This window comes from Streptomyces sp. NPDC015661 (genome assembly GCF_043077765.1).
In the GTDB taxonomy this organism is placed as follows: Bacteria; Actinomycetota; Actinomycetes; order Streptomycetales; family Streptomycetaceae; genus Streptomyces.
Genome location: NZ_JBIBST010000009.1, coordinates 260,558 through 279,861, shown reverse-complemented (window position 1 = coordinate 279,861; position 19,304 = coordinate 260,558). Strand labels below are relative to the sequence as shown.

The following is a 19,304-nucleotide window of genomic DNA, read 5'->3' as shown; positions in this document are numbered from 1 at the left end:
CCCCGATCCCCGGTCCCCGGTCCCCGGTCCCCGACCCCTCCCACGACCTGAAAGGTCCCCGTCCCGTCATGCCCGAGCTGGTCTTCTTCTCCGGAACCATGGATTGCGGGAAGAGCACCCTGGCGCTCCAGATCGCCCACAACCGCGACGCGCGGGGGCTTCAGGGCGTGATCTTCACCCGTGACGACCGGGCGGGCGAGGGCAAGTTGTCCTCCCGGCTCGGCCTCGTGACGGAGGCGGTCGAGGCGCCGCGGGACATGGACCTGTACGCGTACCTCGTCACCCAGCTCTCCCAGGGCGGCAAGGCGGACTACGTGATCGTGGACGAGGCCCAGTTCCTCGCCCCGGAGCAGATCGACCAGCTCGCCCGCATCGTCGACGACCTCGACCTGGACGTCTTCGCCTTCGGGATCACGACGGACTTCCGTACGAAGCTCTTCCCCGGCTCGCAGCGGCTGATCGAACTCGCCGACCGGATCGAGCAGCTCCAGGTCGAGGCCCTGTGCTGGTGCGGCGCCCGCGCCACGCACAACGCCCGTACCGTCGGGGGCGAGATGGTCGTCGAGGGCGAGCAGGTCGTCGTCGGGGACGTGAACCGTCCGGCCGAGGAGATCGGCTACGAGGTCCTCTGCCGTCGTCATCACCGCCGCCGCATGACCTCGGCCTCCGCCCGCGCGGGCGCACTCTCCCCGGACGTCCTTCCCGTCGGCAACGCCTGACGGCAGGAAGGCCTCAGGCCGGCGGCCTCAGCGCGTCGGCCAGGTCCTCCAGGGCGGCGGCGCCCGCCGGAGCCGTTCCCGTCAGGGTGCCCAGCAGGGCCTGGGCGAGGACGGTCGCGGTGCCGATCCGGGTGTCCTCGCGCTCGTCGCCGGTGACCTTCCCGATGACCGCGTCCCGGACCGCGTACGAGATGTCGAGGTCCCCGAACAGTTCGGGGAAGGACAGCGCCATCATGCACACGCCCACGTTGGCGGAGAGGATCGACTGGCCGGCCAGCTCCGGGGCCGTCCGCAGGCGCCCGGCGTCGCGGCAGCGCTCCACGGCCTTCAGGAGGATCGCCTGCGCCTCCTTGATGGCCTGCGGCTTGGCGTCGCCCGTCGGCGTGAACATCAGGCGGTAGAGGTACGGGTTGCGCAGCGCGAACGCGACATGGCTGTCCCAGGCCGTGCGCAGGTCCGCCACCGGGTCCTCGGTGAGCGGGTTCCGCCGCTTCTCGGCGAGGAAGCGCTCGAAGCCGATGTCGGCGACCGCCGTGAGCAGCCCCTGCTTGTCGCCGAACTGGCGGTAGATCTCCGGCGCGCCGACCTTCGCCCGGTCGCAGATGGCGCGGGTGGAGATCGCCAGCGCGTCCTTGGTGGCGAGCAGTTCCCCGGTGGCTTCCAGGATGCGCTCTCGTGCCGTCGACATGGCTCCCACGATAACAGCGCTAACACGGCGGACCTGGGCAATCCCGGATGGGCGATAGCGATGTTAACGAACTGTGTTAGCGTCTATAACGTCAGTTGCGCCCCACCGAGAGGAACCGCCATGACCGCCTCCACCACCCTCCGCGACGTGATCGGCCTGCCCCAGGAGCTCCCGCGACTGAGCGAGTCCGCCCTGATCATGATCGACTTCCAGAACACCTACCGCACCGGCGTCATGCGGCTCGACGGGGCAGAGCAGGCCGTGGCCGCGGGCGCCCGGCTGCTCGCCGCCGCCCGCGCCGCGGGTGCCCCGGTCGTCCACGTCGTCAACGACGGCGGGGAGGGCACCCCGTACGACATCCGGGCCGAGATCGGCTCCATCAGCGACGAAGTCGCCCCGATCGAGGGCGAGAAGGTCGTCGTCAAGCAGTTCCCCAACGCCTTCCACGCCACCGACCTGGAGGAGACCCTCAAGGACCTCGGCGTGAGCGGCGAGCTCGTCATCGCCGGCTTCATGACGCACATGTGCGTCCTCTTCACCGCCCAGGGCGCCTTCAACCTCGGCTACCGCCCGACCGTGGTCGCCGAGGCCACCGCGACCCGCCCCCTGGAGGCGCCGGACGGCACCGTCCAGTCCTCGGAGACGCTCCAGGCCGCGAGCCTGACGACGGTCCGGGACCTGTTCGGCACGGTGGCCCGTACGGTCGACGAGCTCGTCGAGCCGGTGTCCGTCGGCTGATGCCTCCGTGGCGTGGGCTCGTCGAGCGGGCGTCCGTCGGCTGATGTCTCCGTGGCGTGGGCTCGTCGAGCCGGTGTCCGTCGGCTGATGTCTCCGTGGCGTGGGCTCGTCGAGCGGGCGTCCGTCGGCTGATGTCTCCGTGGCGTGGGCTCGTCGAGCCGGTGTCCGTCGGCTGATGCCTCCGTGGCGTGGGCTCGTCGAGCCGGTGTCCGTCGGCTGATGCCTCCGTGGCGTGGGCTCGTCGAGCGGGCGTCCGTCGGCTGATGCCTCCGTGGCGTGGGGCACCCGGAGTTCACCCGGGGTGTGCCTGAAGAGCGCCTGCTGATCGGTTGCGGGTCGCCCGCCTCGGCGGTAATGGCGGTCGGCCCGTGACGACCCCTCCGGGCGTCCCCGTGCCGTGCGCCCCCTGGAGGATGTGTGCCACCCGCCGCCGAGGCCCTGTACGCCGAGGACTCCGAGCACGGGACCCCGCGCGAGGAGCTCGGCGGCGACACCCGGCGGCGGTTCGCGGGTCTGCGGGCCCCGACCGCCGCCGCCCTGCTCACCGCGGTGCTGCTCTGCCTCGCCACCCGGCTCTCCCGGACGTACCCCTTCGGCCCGGTGACCAGGAACATCGTCGACCTCGGCCAGCAGTACCTGCCCTTCCACGCCTACTGGCGGGCCTTCCTGCGCGGCGAGACGCACGGGGACGCCTTCCTCAACTGGAACTCCGGCTTCGGCTCCAACTTCCTCGGCGACATCGGCACCTATCTGAGCAGCCCCTTCGACCTGCTCGTCGTGTTCTTCCCGGCGGACCGCGTCGAACTCGCGCTGTACGTCGTCACCGCCGCCAAGATCAGCGCGGCGGCGGCCGCGATGGCCGTGCTGCTCCCGCGGCTGCGTCCGGGCCCGTGGCCGGTCGCCGCCGTCCTCGGCACGGCGTACGCCCTCTCCGGCTGGACCCTCAACTACGGCGCCACCGTCCCGATGTGGCTCGACGGGCTCGTCGCCTTCCCCCTGCTCTGCCTGGTCGGCGAGTGGGCCCGCACCGGACGCCGCCCCGTCCTCGGCCCCCTCGTCGTCGCCCTGGCCTGGATCGCCAACTTCTACACCGCGTACATGGCGACCCTCGGCGCGGCCGTCGTCCTCGTCGTGCGCCTCCTCACCGCCGAGGAGACGGCCACCGCCCGGCAGCGACTCGCCGGGGCGCTGCGCGCCGCCCGGGGCGTCCTCATCGGGATCGGGCTCGCCGCTCCGCTCGTCGTGGTCGTCTTCCTCGCCACGAAGGTCGCCGACCCCACCCCGGAGACCACCTTCGCGCCGGCGCCCTGGACGGACGTCCTCGCCCGCTTCCTGCCCGCCACCGCGAGCGTCTCCAGCCCCGCCCTCTTCATCGGCACGCCCGCCCTCGCGCTCGCCCTGACCCTGCCCTTCAACCGGGCCGTCGCCCCGCGCGTCCGGGCCGGATGGACGGCCGCGGTCGTCCTGGTGACGCTCTCGCTCCAATGGGAGCCCACCCATCTCCTGTGGCACGCGGGCGCCTCGCCCAACGGCATTCCGTACCGTCAGACCTTCGTCCTGTGCGGTCTGCTGCTGATCGCCGCCTGGTTCTCGGCGGCGAGGGGCGTACCCCGGCCGGCCGCGCTCCTCGCGGGCGCGGCGCTGCTCGGGGCGCTGGCCTGGACGGCCCGGGGGAGCGTCGACATCGACCGCTGGACCTTCCCCGCCTCCGGCGCGGCCGCGCTCCTCGCGCTCGCCGCCGTCCTCCTCGCCCTGGCCGCCGGCCGCCGGACCCACGCGCGCGTACTCCCCGTCCTCGCCGTCGTCCTGCTCGTCGCCGCCCAGGCGGGCGAGGCGGCCGTCAACGGGAAGCGGATCGAGGAGCAGCAGCGCAGCAAGGTCTCCTGGTCGCCCCGGGTCGGCCCCTGGCAGGCGAGCGCCGCCGCCGAAGTGGCCCGCGCGGACGACTGGCCCCGCCGGCGCACGGACCCCGGCGAGGTTCCCGGAGGCAACGACGTGCTGCTCGTCGGAGGGCAGGGCGCCGACTACTACAGCAGCCTCACCGCGGACGTGACCTCCCGCACCCTGGCCTCGCTCGGCTTCGGCTACTACGCCAAGGGCCGGCACCCGGTCAGCCTCGACAACCCCGTCGCGGACGCCCTCTTCTCCATCGGCACCCGCCTGCGCTCGCAGCCCACGGAGCCGGTACGGCAGGACGCCCCGCCCCGCGCCACGGTCACCGTCACCACCGCCCCCGTCCCGCCCCTGGTCACCGTCCGTCCGCCGGAGCGGCCCGCCACGCATCCCGGGGACTCGGCCTTCGCCCGGCAGGAACGCCTCCTCGGTGCCGACGTGTACGAGCTGCCCGCCCCGGGCCGTACCGGACGCACCCTCACCGCCCGCTGCCCCGCGGGCTCCCAGGTCTGGTTCTGGGCGCCCGAGTACCGGGGCACGGCGGCCCTGGCGGGGGAGCGGTCCGTGGACTACGACGGCAAGCCGCCCTCCGTCCGCGCGCCCATGCAGGCCCTCGGCACCGTCCCGGACTCCGGCACGGTACGGATCGCCCTCGGGCCCCAGGGCAAGGTGCGGCTGCCCCGGGAACCGATCGGCTGCCTGGTCCGCGCCCGGCTCGACTCCGCCGTACGGCAGCTCACCGCCTCCGGCGCCACGCGCGTGCGTGCCGACGGACACACCGTCACGGCCGAACTGCCGCCCGGCAGCAAGGGCGTCGCGGTCCTCGCGGCGCCGCGGATCTCGGGCTGGCGCTGCGCCGCCGGTGACGCGGAACCGCGCCCCGCGCGCGCGTACGAGGGCCTCGTCGCCGTCCCCCTCGACGGGCGGGCGAGCTCGGTCGGCTGCTCCTTCCGGCCGCCGGGGATCCGGCTCGGGGGCGCGGTCGGCGCGGCGGCGCTCCTCGCGCTCGCCGCGACGGGGTTCCTGCACCGCCGACGGCACCGGCCGGGGGCCCGCCGGTGACGGGGTTCGCGCCGGAGACGACAAGAGTTCACCCGGAGTGCACGCGCGGATCGTTCACCCGGAAAAGTCGGTCGTTACTGTGCCCGCCGTAACGGCGTTAAATTGTTCGATTCAGCGTGGGGATCCCGAGTGCCGAAACTGTCCGTCGTCGTACCGTTCCACAATGTCGGGGCCTACGCGCCCGACACCTTGCGCAGTCTCGCGACCAACGCGGACCCGGAATTCGAGTTCCTGCTGATCGACGACTGCTCGACGGACGACACCCCGGAGATCCTCGACCGCTGGCAGAGCCGCCTGCCGAACGCCACCGTCATCCGGCACGAGACCAATCAGGGCGTGGCCCAGGCCCGCAACACCGGAATCGACGCCGCGCGCGGCGACTACCTCACCTTTCTCGACGGCGACGACTGGTACGCGCCCGGCCACCTGAGCGCCGCCGTGGCCGGAATCTCCCGCCTGGACTGCGATTTCGCCCGGACCGACCACGTCCTGTCGGAAGGCCGGAAACGGCAGATCCGCTATGCCCCGGCCAAGAGCCGCGACACCGTCATGGACCCCAGGGACGGAATCTCGCCGGCCAGCATGGTCACGATGGTCGACTATCCCTTCGTGCCCTTCGGCATTTACAGCGGGCGTCTTTTCGAGAACGGCGAATCCCGCTTCGAGACCTCCCTCAGAACCGCCGAGGACCGCCTCTGGATCTGGCGGCTCCACCTCAAGGCACGCACCTTCGCGGCGCTTTCCCTGCACGGCGTCTTCTATCGGCGGGGCGTCACCACCTCGCTCACCCAGATCACCGACAACCGCCAGCTGGACTTCATTCCCTCGTACGACCTCCTGCTCGACGACGTCTCCCGGGACGCGGAGGCGGACCGCTTCCTCCCCAAGGCGGTCCGCACCTACTGCGCGATGATCGCCTTCCACATGGGGAAGGTCGACAAGTACGAGCCCGCCGTCGCCGCACGGCTGCGCGCCGACGTCCGCGACGCCCTGCACCGCATGCCGCAGGAGGTCCTCGACGAGACCCTCGCCACCATGGACACCCCGCGCAGCACCCTTCTCCGGAGCCTGCGCGACACCGGAAGGACCGCCTGACCCATGGCCCCCGCCCCCGAGAAGGCGACCGCCCCCGACCTGCCGGTCCAGATCTTCCAGGTGTCCACCCTGTACGGCGCGGCCACCCTGGCCGCCGCGCTCGACGCCGGACAGTTCGGCCCCCGCGACTCCGCCCGCAGGCTCCTGCTGCTCTCGCACAACGCCGAGATCCCGGAGACCGCGCTGCGCCTGGAGACCATGACCGGGTACGAGCGGATCGCCGCCCGCTTCGACGGCACCCTCGACTGGAACGAGACGATCCACCCGTACCACCCCGCCGCCTGGGCCCCCCGTCCCGAGGAGGCCCCGCTCTGGCAGCGCGTCCTGCGCACCGCCTGGGACCTCGGCACCGGCCCGGTCGAGCTGATCGTCGAATCCATCCAGGTCAACCCGGCCAAGGCGCTCGCCGGCACCTTCCCCGAGAGCACCGTGCACGTCTACGCCGACGGCCTGATGAGCTACGGCCCGACCCGCTCCGACCTCGCACAGTCGATCGCCTGCCGCGTCCGCCGGGTCCTCCACCTCGACCTGGTGCCGGGCCTGCGCCCGCTGCTCCTGAGCGAGTACGGGGTCGAGCCCGAACTCGTCCCCGACGCCGCCTTCCGCGCCGTCCTCGCCGAGATCGCCGAGGAGGCGGCCGACGACCCGGAGATCGCCCGGGCGGCCGCCGCCGAGCCGACGGCCCTGCTGCTCGGCCAGTACCTCGCCGCCCTCTCCCTCCTCAGCGCGGAGGAGGAAGAGGAGCTGCACGTACGGATGCTGCGGGGGGCCGCCGCGGCCGGGCACCGCTCGATCGTCTTCAAGCCGCACCCGACCGCGCCCGCCCGCTACTCCCAGGCCCTGGACGAGGAGGCCGCGCGGAGCGGCGTACGGCTCACGGTCCTGGACGGGCCGCTGCTCGCCGAGACCTTCTACGAGCGCTGCCGGCCCGGGCTCGTCGTCGGCTGCTTCTCCACGGCGATGCTCACCGCCGCCGTCTACTACGACGTCCCCGTCGCACGCGTGGGCACGGCCGAGGTCCTCGAAAGGCTCACGCCCTTCGAGAACAGCAACCGGATCCCGCTCACCGTCGTCGACCACCTCGTCGCGGACCTGGAGGGCGGCGAGGAGCCCGCCGTCCCCGGGGCGGCCCCGGCCTCGCTCGCACCGCTCGTCCGGGCCGTCGGCTACTGCATGCGGCACAAGGTCCACCCGGGGCTCCGCGCGGAGGCCGCCGCCTTCCTGGCCGAGCACCACGCCGAGCCCGGCACCGCGCACCACTTCACCGCCGAACGGCTGACCGAGCTCGGCCTGCCGGGCGGCGGTTCCGCCCCGCGGCGCCCGGGCACGTCCCGGCTGCGCCGCGGCCTGGTCCGGAGCCGCCGGGGCTGAGCGGCGGCGGTCAACGCCCGGCGGACCTGACCAGGGTGAAGACCGCGCCCTCCGGGTCCGCCACCAGGGCCAGCCGGCCCGCCTTGCCCTCGCGCGGCGGGCGCAGCACCTGACCGCCGAGCTCCATGACGAGCCGCGCGGCCTCGTCCGTGTCGGCGACCTCGAAGTACGTCATCCAGTGCGGGCCCCGGTCCCGGGGCAGCGCGTTGCCGACGCCGTGCAGCGAGGCCACCGGGGCCCCGGCCACGTAGAGCGTCGCGTAGTCGTGGTCGGCGGAGACGATCGGCTCGACCTCGAAGCCGAAGACCGTCCGGTAGAACTTGCCGGTCGCGGACGTCTCGTACGTCAGGAGCTCGTTCCACACCGGGGTCCCCGGCGGTCCCGCCGTCGCCGTGCCGTGGTGCGCCTCCGCCTGCCAGACCCCGAAGACCGCGCCGGCCGGGTCGGAGCAGATCGCCATGCGGCCCGCCTCGCCCGCGTCCAGCGGGCCGACGGCGACGGTGCCGCCGCAGCAGCGGATGTTCTCGGCGGTCTCGTCCGCGTCCTCGGCGGCCAGATAGGGGGTCCAGGCGATGCGCAGGTTCCGGTCGGGCGGCAACTGGCCGATGCCCGCCACCTCCTTGCCCCCGAGCAGCGCGCGCACGTACGGGCCGAGCTGCTGCGGACCGGGCACGAACTCCCAGTCGAAGAGCGCGTTGTAGAACTCCTGCGTGGCGTCAATCCCGTGCACCATCAAGCTCACCCAGCAGGGTGTGCCGGGGGATCGGGGAGTCGCCTCGGTCATCGTCACTCTCTCCTCGGACCATCGTCGTGGCCGTGCCCTGTCCGATGGTGACACCGACTGCGGCGCGGCGCGCCCCAGCCGCACCGGACGTGGCGCGATCCGGTCGGAGGTCGTGGGTCCGTCCCCGCCGGCCGTGCGGCTGCGCGAGGATGGCTCTCATGAAGCCCATCATCTCCGCAAGCGAACTGCTGAGCGAGTCGGCCGGGGTCCGGCCGCCGGTGCTCCTGGACGTCCGCTGGACGCTCGGCGGCCCGCCCGGACGGCCCGCGTACGAGGCCGGCCACCTTCCGGACGCCGTCTACGTGGACCTGGACGCGGAACTCGCGGGACCGCCCGGGAGCGGCGGCCGCCACCCGCTGCCCGACCCGGAGGCCTTCGGGGCCGTGATGCGCCGGGCGGGCGTCTCGGCGGACCGCCCGGTCGTCGTCTACGACGGCGGTCTCGGCTGGGGTGCCGCCCGCGCCTGGTGGCTGCTCCGCTGGGCGGGCCACCCGGACGTGCGGGTCCTGGACGGGGGCCTCGCGGCCTGGACGGGCGAGCTGACCGAGAAGGTCCCCGCCCCGGAGCCGGGCGACTTCCGGCCGGAGCCGGGCGCCCTCGGACTGCTCGACGCCGACGCGGCGGCGGCGCTGGCCGGGACGGGGCTGCTGCTCGACGCGCGGGCGGCGGAGCGCTACCGGGGCGACGTGGAGCCGATCGACCGGGTCGGCGGGCACATCCCGGGTGCCGTCTCGGCCCCGACGACCGAGAACGTCGACGCCGAGGGCCTCTTCCTGGCCGCCGACGTCCTGCGGGACCGCTTCACCGCGCTCGGCGCGGCCGAGGGGACCCCGGTGGCCGTCTACTGCGGCTCGGGCGTCTCGGGCGCCCACGAGGTCCTCGCCCTGGAGATCGCGGGGATCCCCGCGGGCCTCTACGCCGGTTCCTGGTCGGAGTGGTCCTCGGACCCCGCCCGCCCGGTCGCCACGGGCCCGGACCCGCGGTAGGACCCCCGCGCACGGGAAGGGCCCGCGCCGTCGAGCGGCGCGGGCCCTTCCCGTACAGCGGTCAGTCCTGCTTCTTCCTGCGGGTGCCGAAGACGATCTCGTCCCAGCTCGGCACCGCGGCGCGACGGCCCGGGCGGACGCCGTCCGCCTCGGCCTGCCGGTCGGTGGCGCCGTGCAGACGGTCCCGGTGGCCCGACACCGCGCGCGGCATCAGGACGTCGGCGTAGGCCGAACCCGCGCCCGCCGAGGCGGCCGGGGCCGGCGGCTCCTCCGCCTCCGCCTCCTCCGAGGGCTCGGTGTCCGGCGGCTCGGGCACGACCATGTCGCCGCGGAAGCTGGGCACGGCCTCCAGGAGGCTCGTCAGCGAGTCCCGCTCCTCCTCCGGCTCGACGGGCGCGGGCGCCCGCTCCAGCTGGCGGTCGGACCGGTCGATCTGGCGGTCCAGGGCGCGGTCGAGCGGCCTGTCCCGGGGGAGCCGGGCGATGCGCGGCACGAAGGGGAAGCTCGGCTCCGGCGCGGCGGCGATCGTGTCGTCCGTCTCGCCGATCAGCGCCCGCGCCTCGTCGTCGACGGCCTGGACGAGCCGGCGCGGCGGGTCGTACGTCCAGCTGGCCGTGTGGACCTCGCCCGCGACGCGGTAGACGAGCAGCACCTCCCAGGTGCCGTCGTCGCGCCGCCAGGAGTCCCACTGGACGGTGTCCTTCTCGGCGCCGCGCAGCAGCAGCCGCTCCTGCACCGCCTCGCCGAGCTGCGGGCCGCTGTTCTCCCCGGGCCTGCGGACCGGGGTCTTGCGGGCCCGCTCGGCCATGAAGGCGCGCTCCGCGAGCACGGGGCCCTCGAAGCGGCGTACGCGGTCGACGGGGATGCCGGCGAGCTGGGCGACCTCCTCCGCGGAGGCACCGGCCCTTATACGGGCCTGGATGTCACGGGGGCGGAGGTGGCTCTCCACCTCGATCTCGATCTGGCCGAGGCGCGCGCGGTCGTTGCGCACGGCGGCACGGAGCCGCTCGTCGATCGGAAGCGTGTACTCCGTGCTGTCAGCAGCCTTCAGCACCAGTCGTGTGCCGTCGTTGGAGACGGCCACGACACGCAGTTCGGGCATGGGGACCTCCCGGGTGGTGCCTGCCGACGTCACGTGCGTCGCTGCTTCCGCTAGTCGAGTGTGGCCTGCCCGGGTGCAGCCTGCCACTACCTTGCCGAGTTGCCCGGCGTGTCGGGCATGGACCCTGGAACGCCGTTATGGCACGGTTACCTGTTCGCTACCCGGAGTGACTGGCGGTCACTCTGTGCAGCCGGTTCCCGTGCGATGCCGAGGCGTCGCCGGTTCGAGCGCCGTGTCCGGCCCCCTCCCCGTGATCGCGGGCACCCGTGAGGGCGTCCGGACCCAGGGTTCGTCAATGTACTCCATTCGGGCCACCTGGGTGGACCGGCGCGCCGCTCAACTTCTCGGGCGGTACGGGAGTTGAGTCTCCGCGATCTTCCCCCGTACGTGTCGCTCTTCACAGAAACAGCAGAAACGGAACTATTCGCTTCTCCCGTTTGTCCCTTCTGGGTGCAAGGCGAACGGATGAACCATCAGGGGTCGGAGATGCGTCACAGGCCGGAAACCGACAGGGACGAGCCGGAGAAGGGCGGGAAGGGCGACAGGAGAAGGATCGACCTGAGTGTGGCTCAGGTCTCCGGCAGTGCCCTGGCCGCGGTCATCGCCGCCAAACTCGCCTCGACCCTCGGTGTGTACGGCACGATCCTCGGCGCCGGTGTGATCAGTGTCATCGCGACCTGCGGCGGTCCGCTCTTCCAGCACCTCTTCAAGCGCACCGGGGAGCAGGTCCGCGACGCGACCGCGGCGGCCAAGCCGAAGGCGCGTCAGGTCCCGGTCCCCGCCGGGCCGCAGGACGATCGCACCCTCCTGCTCACGACGGTCCCGGCCGCGCCGACGTCCGACGAGGAGTTCGGCGAGGCGACCACCCACGGCACCCGGGTCCGGGGCTGGAAGCGGCCGGCGATCGCCGCCGCCCTGGTCTTCGGCGTCACCATGGGCGGCATCACCGCCTACGAACTGGTCGCCGGGCAGGACTTCAGCGGCAAGCAGGGCACCACCACCTTCGGCTCCGTCGTCCGCGGCGGCGGGAGCACGGGCCAGGACGCGCCCGACGGGGAGCGGCGGCCCACGCCCGCGCCGTCGGGATCCGCCGACGGCACAGGGTGGCAGGGGGACGGCGCCGGCACGCCCACGTCGGGAGCCACGCCGACCCGGGAGCCGGCCACCGGGACCCCGTCCACGGAGCCGACCCCCTCGCACTCCGCCGACGGCGGGACCACCCCCACCCCGACACCGACCGGCCCGACGACGGACCCGACCGCGCCGACCCAGGAGCCGACCGGCGGGGCGGGGCAGCCCGAGGCACCGTCCACCCAGGCCCCGGCACCGGCCGGCGCCGACGCCGGAGCCGAGTGACCGTCAGTCGCCCAGGACCCGGCGCAGATAGTCGTTGGCGAAGACCCGGTCCGGGTCGAGCCGGTCGCGCAGCGCCGTGAACTCGGCGAAGCGGGGATAGGCCTCGGAGAGGTAGGCGGCGTCGCGGGTGTGGACCTTGCCCCAGTGGGGCCGGCCCCCGTGCGCCGTCATGATGCGCTCCACCGCGGTGAAGTACCCGTGGTGGGGCGTTCCCCTGTAGAGGTGGACGGCGATGTACGCGGTCTCCCGCCCCGAGGCCGTGGAGAGCGCGATGTCGTCCGCCGGGGCCGTGCGGACCTCCACCGGGAAGCTCACCTTGAGCGGCGAGCCCTCGATCATCGCCTTGAGCTCGCGCAGCGCGGCGACCGCCGCCTCACGCGGAAGCGCGTACTCCATCTCCAGGAAGCGGACCCGGCGCGGAGAGGTGAAGACCTTGTACGGGATGTCGGTGTACGTACGGGCCGACAGGGCGCGGCTGGAGACCTTGGCGATCGACGGGATGACCGGCGGCACCGCCCGGCCCAGCGAGCAGGCGAGCTGGAAGATCCCGTTGGAGAGGAGCTCGTCCTCGATCCAGCCGCTGATCCGTCCGGGGGGAGCGGCGGGGCCCGCGCTGCGGTTGTTGCGCTTGGTGTTGCAGTTGTCCGTGTGGGGGAACCAGTAGAACTCGAAGTGCTCGTTCTCCGCGTGCAGCGCGTCGAAGTCCGAGGTGACCCGGTCGAAGGTCATCGGCTCCTCGCGCGCGGTGAGCAGGAAGACGGGTTCCACCGCGAAGGTGATGGCCGTGATCACGCCGAGGGCGCCGAGCCCGATCCGGGCGGCCGCGAAGACCTCCGGATTCTCCTTCTCCGAGCAGGTGAGGAGCTGCCCGTCCGCCGTCACCAGCTCCAGCTCGCGGATCTGCGCGGCGATGGAGGCCGACTCGCGGCCCGTGCCGTGCGTGCCGGTGGAGGTGGCGCCGGCGACGGTCTGCTCCATGATGTCGCCCATGTTCGTGAGCGAGAGGCCCTCCCGGGCCAGCGCCACGTTGAGCCGCTTCAGCGGAGTGCCGGACTCGACCGTCACCGTCATCGCCTCGCGGTCGATCCGCCGGATCCCGGTCAGCAGGCCCGGCCGGATCAGCACGCCGTCGGTGGCCGCGATCGAGGTGAAGGAGTGGCCGGTGCCGACGGTCTTGACCCTCAGCCCGTCCTCGGCCGCGCGGCGCACCGCCTCGGCGAGCTCCTCGGCGGAGGCAGGGCTCACCTCCCGCACGGGGCGGGAGGTGACGTTCCCCGCCCAGTTACGCCACGGGCTGCTCGCCGTCCTGGCGCTCCCCGACCCCGCTGTCCCCGATGCTGTCGTCCCGCCCACGCTGCCCCTCCCGGTTCGGCGCCGGCCTGCGCAGCCGGCGGTGTCCGAGGAGACCCACCGCGACCGCGAGCGCGCCCGAGACGACGGGCACCACGTACCCCGCCTTCGCCCCCGACGCGTCGACCACCCAGCCGGCGGCCGAGGAGCCGAGCGCCACGCCCACCGCGAGGCCGGTACCCGTCCAGGTCATGCCCTCGGTCAGCTTGGTGCGCGGTACGTGCGCTTCGACGAGGGCCATGGTGGTCACCATCGTCGGTGCGATGGACAGGCCCGCGACAAAGAGCGCCACGGCCAGCAACGGCAGGTTCCCGGCCAGTAGGAGGGGGATCATACTCACGGCCATCGCGCAGATGCCCAGGAGCCAGCGGCGGGACGCCTCGCCCTTGAGGTGGAGCAGTCCGAAGACGGCGCCGGCCAGGCCGGAACCCAGCGCGTAGACGGCCAGGACGAGGCTGGCGGCGGCCTTCTGGCCCTGTTCCTCGGCGAAGGCCACGGTCACCACGTCCACCGAGCCGAAGATGGCGCCGGTGGCGACGAAGGCGAGGGCGAGCACCTGGAGGCCGCGGGAGCGGAGCGCGGAGGAGCCCCGCGCGCCGCCCTCCTTGGGATGGGGAACCGGCTCCGTGGCGCGCTGCGAGGTCAGCCAGAAGACGCCGACGGCGAGGAACGCGCCGGCGAACAGTGGACCGGCCTCGGGGAACCAGGCCGTGGACAGGCCGATGGAGAGGATCGGGCCGAAGATGAAGCACACCTCGTCGACGATCGACTCCCAGGAGTACGCCGTGTGCAGGCGCCGCTCCTCGCCCCGGTAGATCTCCGCCCAGCGGGCACGGGTCATCGCGCCGACGCTCGGCACGCAGCCGATCACGGCCGTGAAGACGAAGAGTGTCCAGTCCGGGGCCTTCTGCTGCACGCAGAGGAGCAGGCCGGCGGCCGCGGCGAGGGAGACCAGCGTGACCGGCCGGAGCACCTTGCGCTGGCCGTGCCGGTCGACCAGGCGCGAGACCAGGGGGCCGAGGACCGCGGCGGACATCGCGAGCGTCGCCGAGAGCGCGCCGGCCAGGCCGTACCGGCCGGTGACCTGCGAAATCATGGTCACGATGCCGATGCCCATCATGGACAGCGGCATCCGGCCGAGGAATCCCGCGACGGAGAACGAGGCGGTTCCGGGCGCCGCGAAGATCGCGCGGTAGGGACTGGGCAAGAGAGGTCCTTGGTCAACACGTGTAATTAACGTCTAAAGCCTACGGTGTTGAAGTCGATCGGTCATCCCCATTTTTTTGGACAAGTACTTCCGGACCGACGCCCCCCGACGGGCCGCGCCCTCCGCCGTCAGTGGCGAGTGGGAGGATCGGTGCCATGTCCGATCAGCACGATCCCGCCCCGTACGACGCCCTGCTGCTGCTCTCGTTCGGCGGCCCCGAGGGCCCGGACGACGTGGTCCCGTTCCTGGAGAACGTGACGCGCGGCCGCGGCATCCCGAAGGAACGGCTCAAGGAAGTGGGGCAGCACTACTTCCTCTTCGGCGGCGTCTCCCCGATCAACGACCAGAACCGCGCGCTCCTCGACGCGCTGCGGACGGACTTCGCGCAGGCCGGGCTCGGTCTGCCGGTCTACTGGGGAAACCGGAACTGGGCGCCGTACCTCACCGACACCCTCCGCGAGATGATCACCGACGGGCGGCGCCACATCGCCGTCCTCACCACCAGCGCGTACGCCTCCTACTCCGGCTGCCGCCAGTACCGCGAGAACCTCGCCGACGCGCTCGCCACCCTGGAGGCGGAGGGGCTCCCGCTGCCCCGGGTCGACAAGCTCCGGCACTACTTCAACCACCCCGGCTTCGTCGAGCCCATGGTCGAGGGGGTCCTCGCCTCCCTCGCCGAGCTCGACCCGTCCGTACGGGACGGCGCCCACCTCGCCTTCACCACCCACTCCATCCCCGACTCCGCCGCCGACAGCTCCGGTCCGGTCACCGAGCACGGCGAGGGCGGGGCCTATGTGCGCCAGCACCTCGACGTGGCCCGGCTCGTCGCCGACGCCGTCCGCCAGGAGACCGGCATCGACCACCCCTGGAAGCTCGTCTACCAGTCCCGCAGCGGCGCCCCCCACATCCCGTGGCTGGAGCCCGACATCTGCGACCACCTGGAGGAGCTCCACGGCGCCGGCGTGCCCGCCGCCGTCATGGTCCCCATCGGCTTCGTCTCCGACCACATGGAGGTCCTCTACGACCTCGACACCGAGGCCACGGCCAAGGCGGCCGAGCTCGGCCTGCCCGTCCGGCGCTCGGCGACCGTCGGGGCCGACCCGCGCTTCGCCGCCGCCGTCCGCGAGCTCGTCCTGGAGCGCGCCGCGACCGAGCGGGGGGCCAGGGTCGAGCGGTGCGCCCTCGGCGCCCTCGGCCCCTCCCACGACCTCTGCCCGATCGGCTGCTGCCCGGCCAGGGCGGAGCGGCCCGCCGCGGCCGGCGCCGACAGCCCCTACGCCTGAGGAGACCGCGTGACCGACGTATCCGATCCCCTGCTCGGCGAACTGCTCGACCTCGCCCTGGGGGCCGCACGGCGGGCCGGAGCGCTGCTGCGCGACGGCCGGCCCGACGACCTGGCCGTCGCGAAGACCAAGTCGAGCCCCATCGACGTGGTCACCGAGATGGACATCGCCGCCGAGAAGCTGATCACCGGCTTCCTCTCCGAGCACCGCCCGCAGGACGGCTTCCTCGGCGAGGAGGGCGCGTCGAGCCCCGGGACCAGCGGGATCCGCTGGGTGATCGACCCGCTCGACGGCACCGTGAACTACCTGTACGGCCTGCCCACCTGGGCGGTCTCGATCGCCGCCGAACGGGACGGCGAGACCGTCGTCGGCGTCGTCGAGGCCCCGATGCGCGGCGAGACCTACCACGCCGTCCTCGGCGGCGGCGCGTACGCGGGGGAGCGGCGCCTCGCCGTCCGGCCCTCGCCCACGCTCGACCAGGCCCTGCTCGGCACCGGCTTCGGCTACGTCCAGGCCCGCCGCGCCCACCAGGGGGACGTGGCCCAACGGGTCATCCCGCGCGTCCGCGACATCCGCCGCGGCGGCTCCGCCGCCATCGACCTCTGCGACGTCGCGGCCGGCCGCCTCGACGCGTACTACGAGCGCGGCCTCAACCCCTGGGACCTCGCGGCGGGCGCGCTCATCGCCCGCGAGGCGGGCGGCCTCACCGGGGGGCGCCCCGGCGAGCCGGAGTCCGGCGAACTGACGCTCGCCGCCTCCCCGGGCCTCTTCGGACCGCTCCAGGAGCTCCTGGAGGAGCTGGGGGCCTGGCACGACTAGCACGGCCGGAGGGCCGGGAGACGGACGCACGAGGGCCCCGGTGCCGGGAGACGGCGCCGGGGCCCACGCGTACGCGTATCCGGTGGGACGGGTCGGGGACCCGGCGCGGCTAGACCTCCACGCCGTGCTCGGCGGCCAGCCGGTGCAGGTCGTCAAGCTCCGCCTGCTCCACCTCCGCCAGGTAGTCGTCGCCCGTCTCACGGGCCCGCGTGAGGTCCGTCTGCGTGGTCCTGATGCGGTGCAGCAGTCCTGCGGTGAAAGCGTCCATCGTGCGCCCCCTCCTCGTGGGTCCGGTGGCACGGGGGTGTGCCGAGGGTGGGTGGATCACACACTGCGAACTCTGGGGGACAGAGAGCGGTAGGTGGCGCGCCACATACAGGGCGTGATCACGGGGTGTGCAGACGTCCTCCCCAGCCCTTTCCTCAGAGAAACCTCAACTGGCCCGAGAATCCGGTGAATTCTTGGTTCCGGGCCGCGCGCCCCGCCGTGCGCCCCCTCCCGTCCAGGCCCCCGCACCGCCGTCTTACAGCCGGTTTACGCGCGTACGGGGCAGGATGGACACGCACAGTCAGTGCTCAGGTTTCAGCCGGTCCCCACCTCGGACAGCGGCTCAACGGGAAGGATCTACGACGTGCGCGTACTCGTCGTCGAGGACGAGCAGCTGCTCGCCGATGCGGTGGCCACCGGACTGCGCCGGGAGGCCATGGCCGTGGACGTCGTGTACGACGGCGCCGCGGCCCTGGAGCGCGTCGGGGTCAACGACTACGACGTGGTCGTCCTCGACCGCGACCTCCCGCTCGTCCACGGCGACGACGTCTGCCGCAAGATCGTCGAGCTCGGCATGCCCACCCGCGTCCTGATGCTCACCGCCTCCGGCGACGTCAGCGACCGCGTCGAGGGCCTGGAGCTCGGGGCGGACGACTACCTCCCCAAGCCCTTCGCCTTCACCGAGCTCACCGCGCGCGTGCGCGCCCTCGGCCGCCGCACCACCGTGCCGCTCCCGCCCGTCCTGGAGCGCGCCGGGATCAAGCTCGACCCGAACCGCCGCGAGGTCTTCCGCGAGGGCAAGGAGGTCCAGCTCGCGCCGAAGGAGTTCGCCGTCCTGGAAGTCCTCATGCGCAGCGAGGGCGCCGTCGTCTCGGCCGAGCAGCTCCTGGAGAAGGCCTGGGACGAGAACACCGACCCCTTCACCAACGTCGTGCGCGTCACCGTCATGACCCTGCGGCGCAAGCTCGGCGAGCCGCCGGTCATCGTCACCGTCCCCGGCTCCGGGTACCGGATCTGACCCGATGGCCACGACCCCCGCGCCTCACCCGCAGGCGCCCCCGAAACCGACCTGGGACCCCCGGGACCCCGTACGGCCGCTGCTGCGTCCGACCATCCGGATACGGCTCACGCTGCTGTACGGCGGGATGTTCCTGATCGCCGGCATCCTGCTGCTGTCGATCATCTACCTCTTCACCGCCCAGGCGCTCAGCGACAGCACCTCCCAGCTGCCGTTCAAGGTCGTCAACGGCACGGTCCAGCCCACCACCTCCTGGTGCCGGCTGCCCGAGTCGCCCACCGGCGACCAGCTCAACGACGCCGTCACGCTCTGCCTGCGGCACCAGAGCGACCTCGCCCTGGACGACCTGCTGCGCCGGTCCCTCTTCGCCCTGCTCGGCCTGAGCATCATCGCCTTCGCCTTCGGCTACGCCATGGCGGGACGGGTGCTCTCCCCGCTCGGCCGGATCACCCGGACCGCCCGCCAGGTGGCCGGTTCCGATCTGTCCCGGCGGATCGAGCTGGACGGCCCGGACGACGAGCTCAAGGAGCTCGCCGACACCTTCGACGAGATGCTGGACCGCCTGGAGCGGGCCTTCACGGCCCAGCAGCGGTTCGTCGCGAACGCCTCGCACGAGCTGCGGACCCCGCTCGCGATCAACCGCACGCTCCTGGAGGTCCACCTCTCGGACCCCGGGGCACCGGTGGAGCTCCATCAGCTCGGCAAGACCCTGCTCGCCACCAACGAGCGCAGCGAGCAGCTCGTCGAGGGCCTGCTGCTGCTCGCCCGGAGCGACAACCAGATCATCGAGCGCAAACCCGTCGACCTGGCCGAGGTCGCCGAGCGGGGCGTCGACCAGGTGCACGCCGAGGCGGAGGCCAAGGGCGTGGAGATCCGCGGCGAGCGCGCGCCGGCCGTCGTCCAGGGCAACGGCGTGCTCCTCGAACGGATCGCGCTGAACCTGCTCCAGAACGCCGTGCGGTACAACGTGCCGGAGGGCGGCTGGGTGGAGGTCACCACCGAGGCCAAGGACGGCCAGGCGGTCCTGGTCGTCTCGAACACGGGTCCCGTGGTCCCCGCGTACGAGATCGACAACCTCTTCGAGCCGTTCAGAAGGCTCCGGCAGGAGCGGACCGGCAGCGACAAGGGGGTCGGTCTCGGCCTGTCGATCGCCCGTTCCGTGGCCCGGGCCCACGGCGGCCGTATCATCGCGGAGCCGCGCGAGGGCGGCGGACTCGTGATGCGCGTCACTCTGCCGATCTGACACACTGCACGGGCCGACCGGTTCCGTTCGCTTTGCGCGGAATTCCGGAGCCCCGATTCTGAGACGCTCATGTGTGATCGATCACAGGAGAGGGTGTTCGGCCCTCCACTCTCCGTGACCGGGAAATCCCTCGGAAAACCAGGAAAAGTCCGGGTTTCCGGGGCCCGGATTGACGGGAAGTACACGGGGTGGCGCCCGTGAGGGCCGCCCGGAGGACCGTGTACGGTCCGGTTCGCCACCCGAAGCCGATCACTCGCGAGAGTGCGCGACGGGTGTCGATTGAGTAACAGACCTTGATGTGAGGCAAAATCTCCGCCTCAGGT

The 19,304-nt window shown here is 72.9% G+C and carries 17 protein-coding genes; 11 read left to right on the top strand and 6 right to left on the bottom strand.

The features are described 5' to 3' along the window. The first annotated feature begins 68 nt into the window (after positions 1 to 68). Positions 69 to 719, top strand: coding sequence for a thymidine kinase (locus ACF07V_RS25490; protein WP_392157442.1), 651 nt, complete (start codon positions 69 to 71; stop codon positions 717 to 719). Between the two features lie 13 nt (positions 720 to 732). Here the strand turns inward: ACF07V_RS25490 and ACF07V_RS25485 are convergent, their stop codons facing one another. Continuing rightward, on the bottom strand, positions 733 to 1,407 hold the full coding sequence (locus tag ACF07V_RS25485; protein WP_392157440.1) for a TetR/AcrR family transcriptional regulator: 675 nt from the start codon (positions 1,405 to 1,407) through the stop codon (positions 733 to 735). Between the two features lie 120 nt (positions 1,408 to 1,527). Here ACF07V_RS25485 and ACF07V_RS25480 point away from each other — a divergent pair, with 120 nt between their 5' ends. The 4 genes from ACF07V_RS25480 (at position 1,528) to ACF07V_RS25465 (ending at position 7,566) form a co-directional block, all read left to right on the top strand. Beyond that, positions 1,528 to 2,145 (top strand): isochorismatase family protein, encoded by a 618-nt coding sequence (locus ACF07V_RS25480; protein WP_392157438.1) that lies wholly within the window; start codon positions 1,528 to 1,530, stop codon positions 2,143 to 2,145. A gap of 417 nt (positions 2,146 to 2,562) precedes the next feature. Continuing rightward, the gene (locus tag ACF07V_RS25475; RefSeq protein ID WP_392157436.1) at positions 2,563 to 5,100 is read left to right on the top strand and encodes a YfhO family protein; all 2,538 of its coding nucleotides are present in this window, start codon (positions 2,563 to 2,565) and stop codon (positions 5,098 to 5,100) included. 129 nt (positions 5,101 to 5,229) lie between these two features. Then, positions 5,230 to 6,195 (top strand): glycosyltransferase family 2 protein, encoded by a 966-nt coding sequence (locus ACF07V_RS25470; RefSeq protein ID WP_392157434.1) that lies wholly within the window; start codon positions 5,230 to 5,232, stop codon positions 6,193 to 6,195. 3 nt (positions 6,196 to 6,198) lie between these two features. Next, on the top strand, positions 6,199 to 7,566 hold the full coding sequence (locus ACF07V_RS25465; protein WP_392157432.1) for a polysialyltransferase family glycosyltransferase: 1,368 nt from the start codon (positions 6,199 to 6,201) through the stop codon (positions 7,564 to 7,566). Between the two features lie 10 nt (positions 7,567 to 7,576). On the opposite strand, the gene ACF07V_RS25460 is transcribed toward ACF07V_RS25465, so the two are convergent. Next, entirely contained in the window at positions 7,577 to 8,350 is a 774-nt protein-coding gene (locus ACF07V_RS25460) for a VOC family protein (RefSeq protein WP_392157430.1), read from the bottom strand. Between the two features lie 158 nt (positions 8,351 to 8,508). Between ACF07V_RS25460 and ACF07V_RS25455 the strand changes: the two genes are divergently transcribed. Next, entirely contained in the window at positions 8,509 to 9,336 is an 828-nt protein-coding gene (locus ACF07V_RS25455; RefSeq protein WP_392157428.1) for a sulfurtransferase, read from the top strand. A 61-nt stretch (positions 9,337 to 9,397) separates the two neighbouring features. Here the strand turns inward: ACF07V_RS25455 and sepH are convergent, their stop codons facing one another. After that, the gene (sepH, locus tag ACF07V_RS25450; protein ID WP_351186904.1) at positions 9,398 to 10,438 is read right to left on the bottom strand and encodes a septation protein SepH; all 1,041 of its coding nucleotides are present in this window, start codon (positions 10,436 to 10,438) and stop codon (positions 9,398 to 9,400) included. A gap of 564 nt (positions 10,439 to 11,002) precedes the next feature. Between sepH and ACF07V_RS25445 the strand changes: the two genes are divergently transcribed. After that, complete coding sequence (locus ACF07V_RS25445; protein WP_392157426.1) at positions 11,003 to 11,794, top strand: hypothetical protein; 792 nt, start codon at positions 11,003 to 11,005, stop codon at positions 11,792 to 11,794. 3 nt (positions 11,795 to 11,797) lie between these two features. Here ACF07V_RS25445 and ACF07V_RS25440 read toward each other — a convergent pair whose 3' ends face one another. Next, on the bottom strand, positions 11,798 to 13,147 hold the full coding sequence (locus ACF07V_RS25440; protein ID WP_392157425.1) for a D-arabinono-1,4-lactone oxidase: 1,350 nt from the start codon (positions 13,145 to 13,147) through the stop codon (positions 11,798 to 11,800). Further along, positions 13,077 to 14,351: an MFS transporter gene (locus tag ACF07V_RS25435; protein WP_392157423.1), complete on the bottom strand. Its 1,275-nt coding sequence runs from the start codon at positions 14,349 to 14,351 to the stop codon at positions 13,077 to 13,079. Before ACF07V_RS25435 ends, ACF07V_RS25440 begins: the two co-directional genes overlap by 71 nt. A 155-nt stretch (positions 14,352 to 14,506) precedes the next feature. On the opposite strand from ACF07V_RS25435, the gene ACF07V_RS25430 reads away from it, so the two are divergent. Both ACF07V_RS25430 and ACF07V_RS25425 read left to right on the top strand, forming a co-directional pair. Continuing rightward, positions 14,507 to 15,634 carry a ferrochelatase gene (locus ACF07V_RS25430; protein WP_392157421.1) on the top strand — a complete coding sequence of 376 codons (1,128 nt, stop codon included), beginning with the start codon at positions 14,507 to 14,509 and terminating at the stop codon, positions 15,632 to 15,634. A 9-nt stretch (positions 15,635 to 15,643) separates the two neighbouring features. Continuing rightward, positions 15,644 to 16,453 carry an inositol monophosphatase family protein gene (locus ACF07V_RS25425; protein ID WP_392157419.1) on the top strand — a complete coding sequence of 270 codons (810 nt, stop codon included), beginning with the start codon at positions 15,644 to 15,646 and terminating at the stop codon, positions 16,451 to 16,453. Between the two features lie 109 nt (positions 16,454 to 16,562). Here ACF07V_RS25425 and ACF07V_RS25420 read toward each other — a convergent pair whose 3' ends face one another. After that, a complete protein-coding gene (locus ACF07V_RS25420) occupies positions 16,563 to 16,721 on the bottom strand; it encodes a hypothetical protein (protein WP_366039256.1) in 159 nt (52 codons plus the stop codon). A gap of 363 nt (positions 16,722 to 17,084) precedes the next feature. On the opposite strand from ACF07V_RS25420, the gene ACF07V_RS25415 reads away from it, so the two are divergent. Beyond that, positions 17,085 to 17,738 (top strand): response regulator transcription factor, encoded by a 654-nt coding sequence (locus tag ACF07V_RS25415; RefSeq protein WP_017237674.1) that lies wholly within the window; start codon positions 17,085 to 17,087, stop codon positions 17,736 to 17,738. Positions 17,739 to 17,742: 4 nt separating this feature from the next. Continuing rightward, positions 17,743 to 18,981: a sensor histidine kinase gene (locus tag ACF07V_RS25410; protein WP_392157416.1), complete on the top strand. Its 1,239-nt coding sequence runs from the start codon at positions 17,743 to 17,745 to the stop codon at positions 18,979 to 18,981. Positions 18,982 to 19,304: the final 323 nt, after the last annotated feature.

Excerpts from the sequence above, each read along its gene's own strand:
- ACF07V_RS25430 (WP_392157421.1), top strand. The coding sequence starts at position 14,507 with ATGTCCGATCAGCACGATCCCGCCCCGTACGACGCCCTGCTGCTGCTC.
- ACF07V_RS25465 (WP_392157432.1), top strand. The coding sequence starts at position 6,199 with ATGGCCCCCGCCCCCGAGAAGGCGACCGCCCCCGACCTGCCGGTCCAG.
- ACF07V_RS25410 (WP_392157416.1), top strand. The coding sequence starts at position 17,743 with ATGGCCACGACCCCCGCGCCTCACCCGCAGGCGCCCCCGAAACCGACC.
- ACF07V_RS25490 (WP_392157442.1), top strand. The coding sequence starts at position 69 with ATGCCCGAGCTGGTCTTCTTCTCCGGAACCATGGATTGCGGGAAGAGC.
- ACF07V_RS25480 (WP_392157438.1), top strand. The coding sequence starts at position 1,528 with ATGACCGCCTCCACCACCCTCCGCGACGTGATCGGCCTGCCCCAGGAG.
- sepH (WP_351186904.1), bottom strand. The coding sequence starts at position 10,438 with ATGCCCGAACTGCGTGTCGTGGCCGTCTCCAACGACGGCACACGACTG.
- ACF07V_RS25420 (WP_366039256.1), bottom strand. The coding sequence starts at position 16,721 with ATGGACGCTTTCACCGCAGGACTGCTGCACCGCATCAGGACCACGCAG.
- ACF07V_RS25485 (WP_392157440.1), bottom strand. The coding sequence starts at position 1,407 with ATGTCGACGGCACGAGAGCGCATCCTGGAAGCCACCGGGGAACTGCTC.
- ACF07V_RS25460 (WP_392157430.1), bottom strand. The coding sequence starts at position 8,350 with ATGACCGAGGCGACTCCCCGATCCCCCGGCACACCCTGCTGGGTGAGC.
- ACF07V_RS25455 (WP_392157428.1), top strand. The coding sequence starts at position 8,509 with ATGAAGCCCATCATCTCCGCAAGCGAACTGCTGAGCGAGTCGGCCGGG.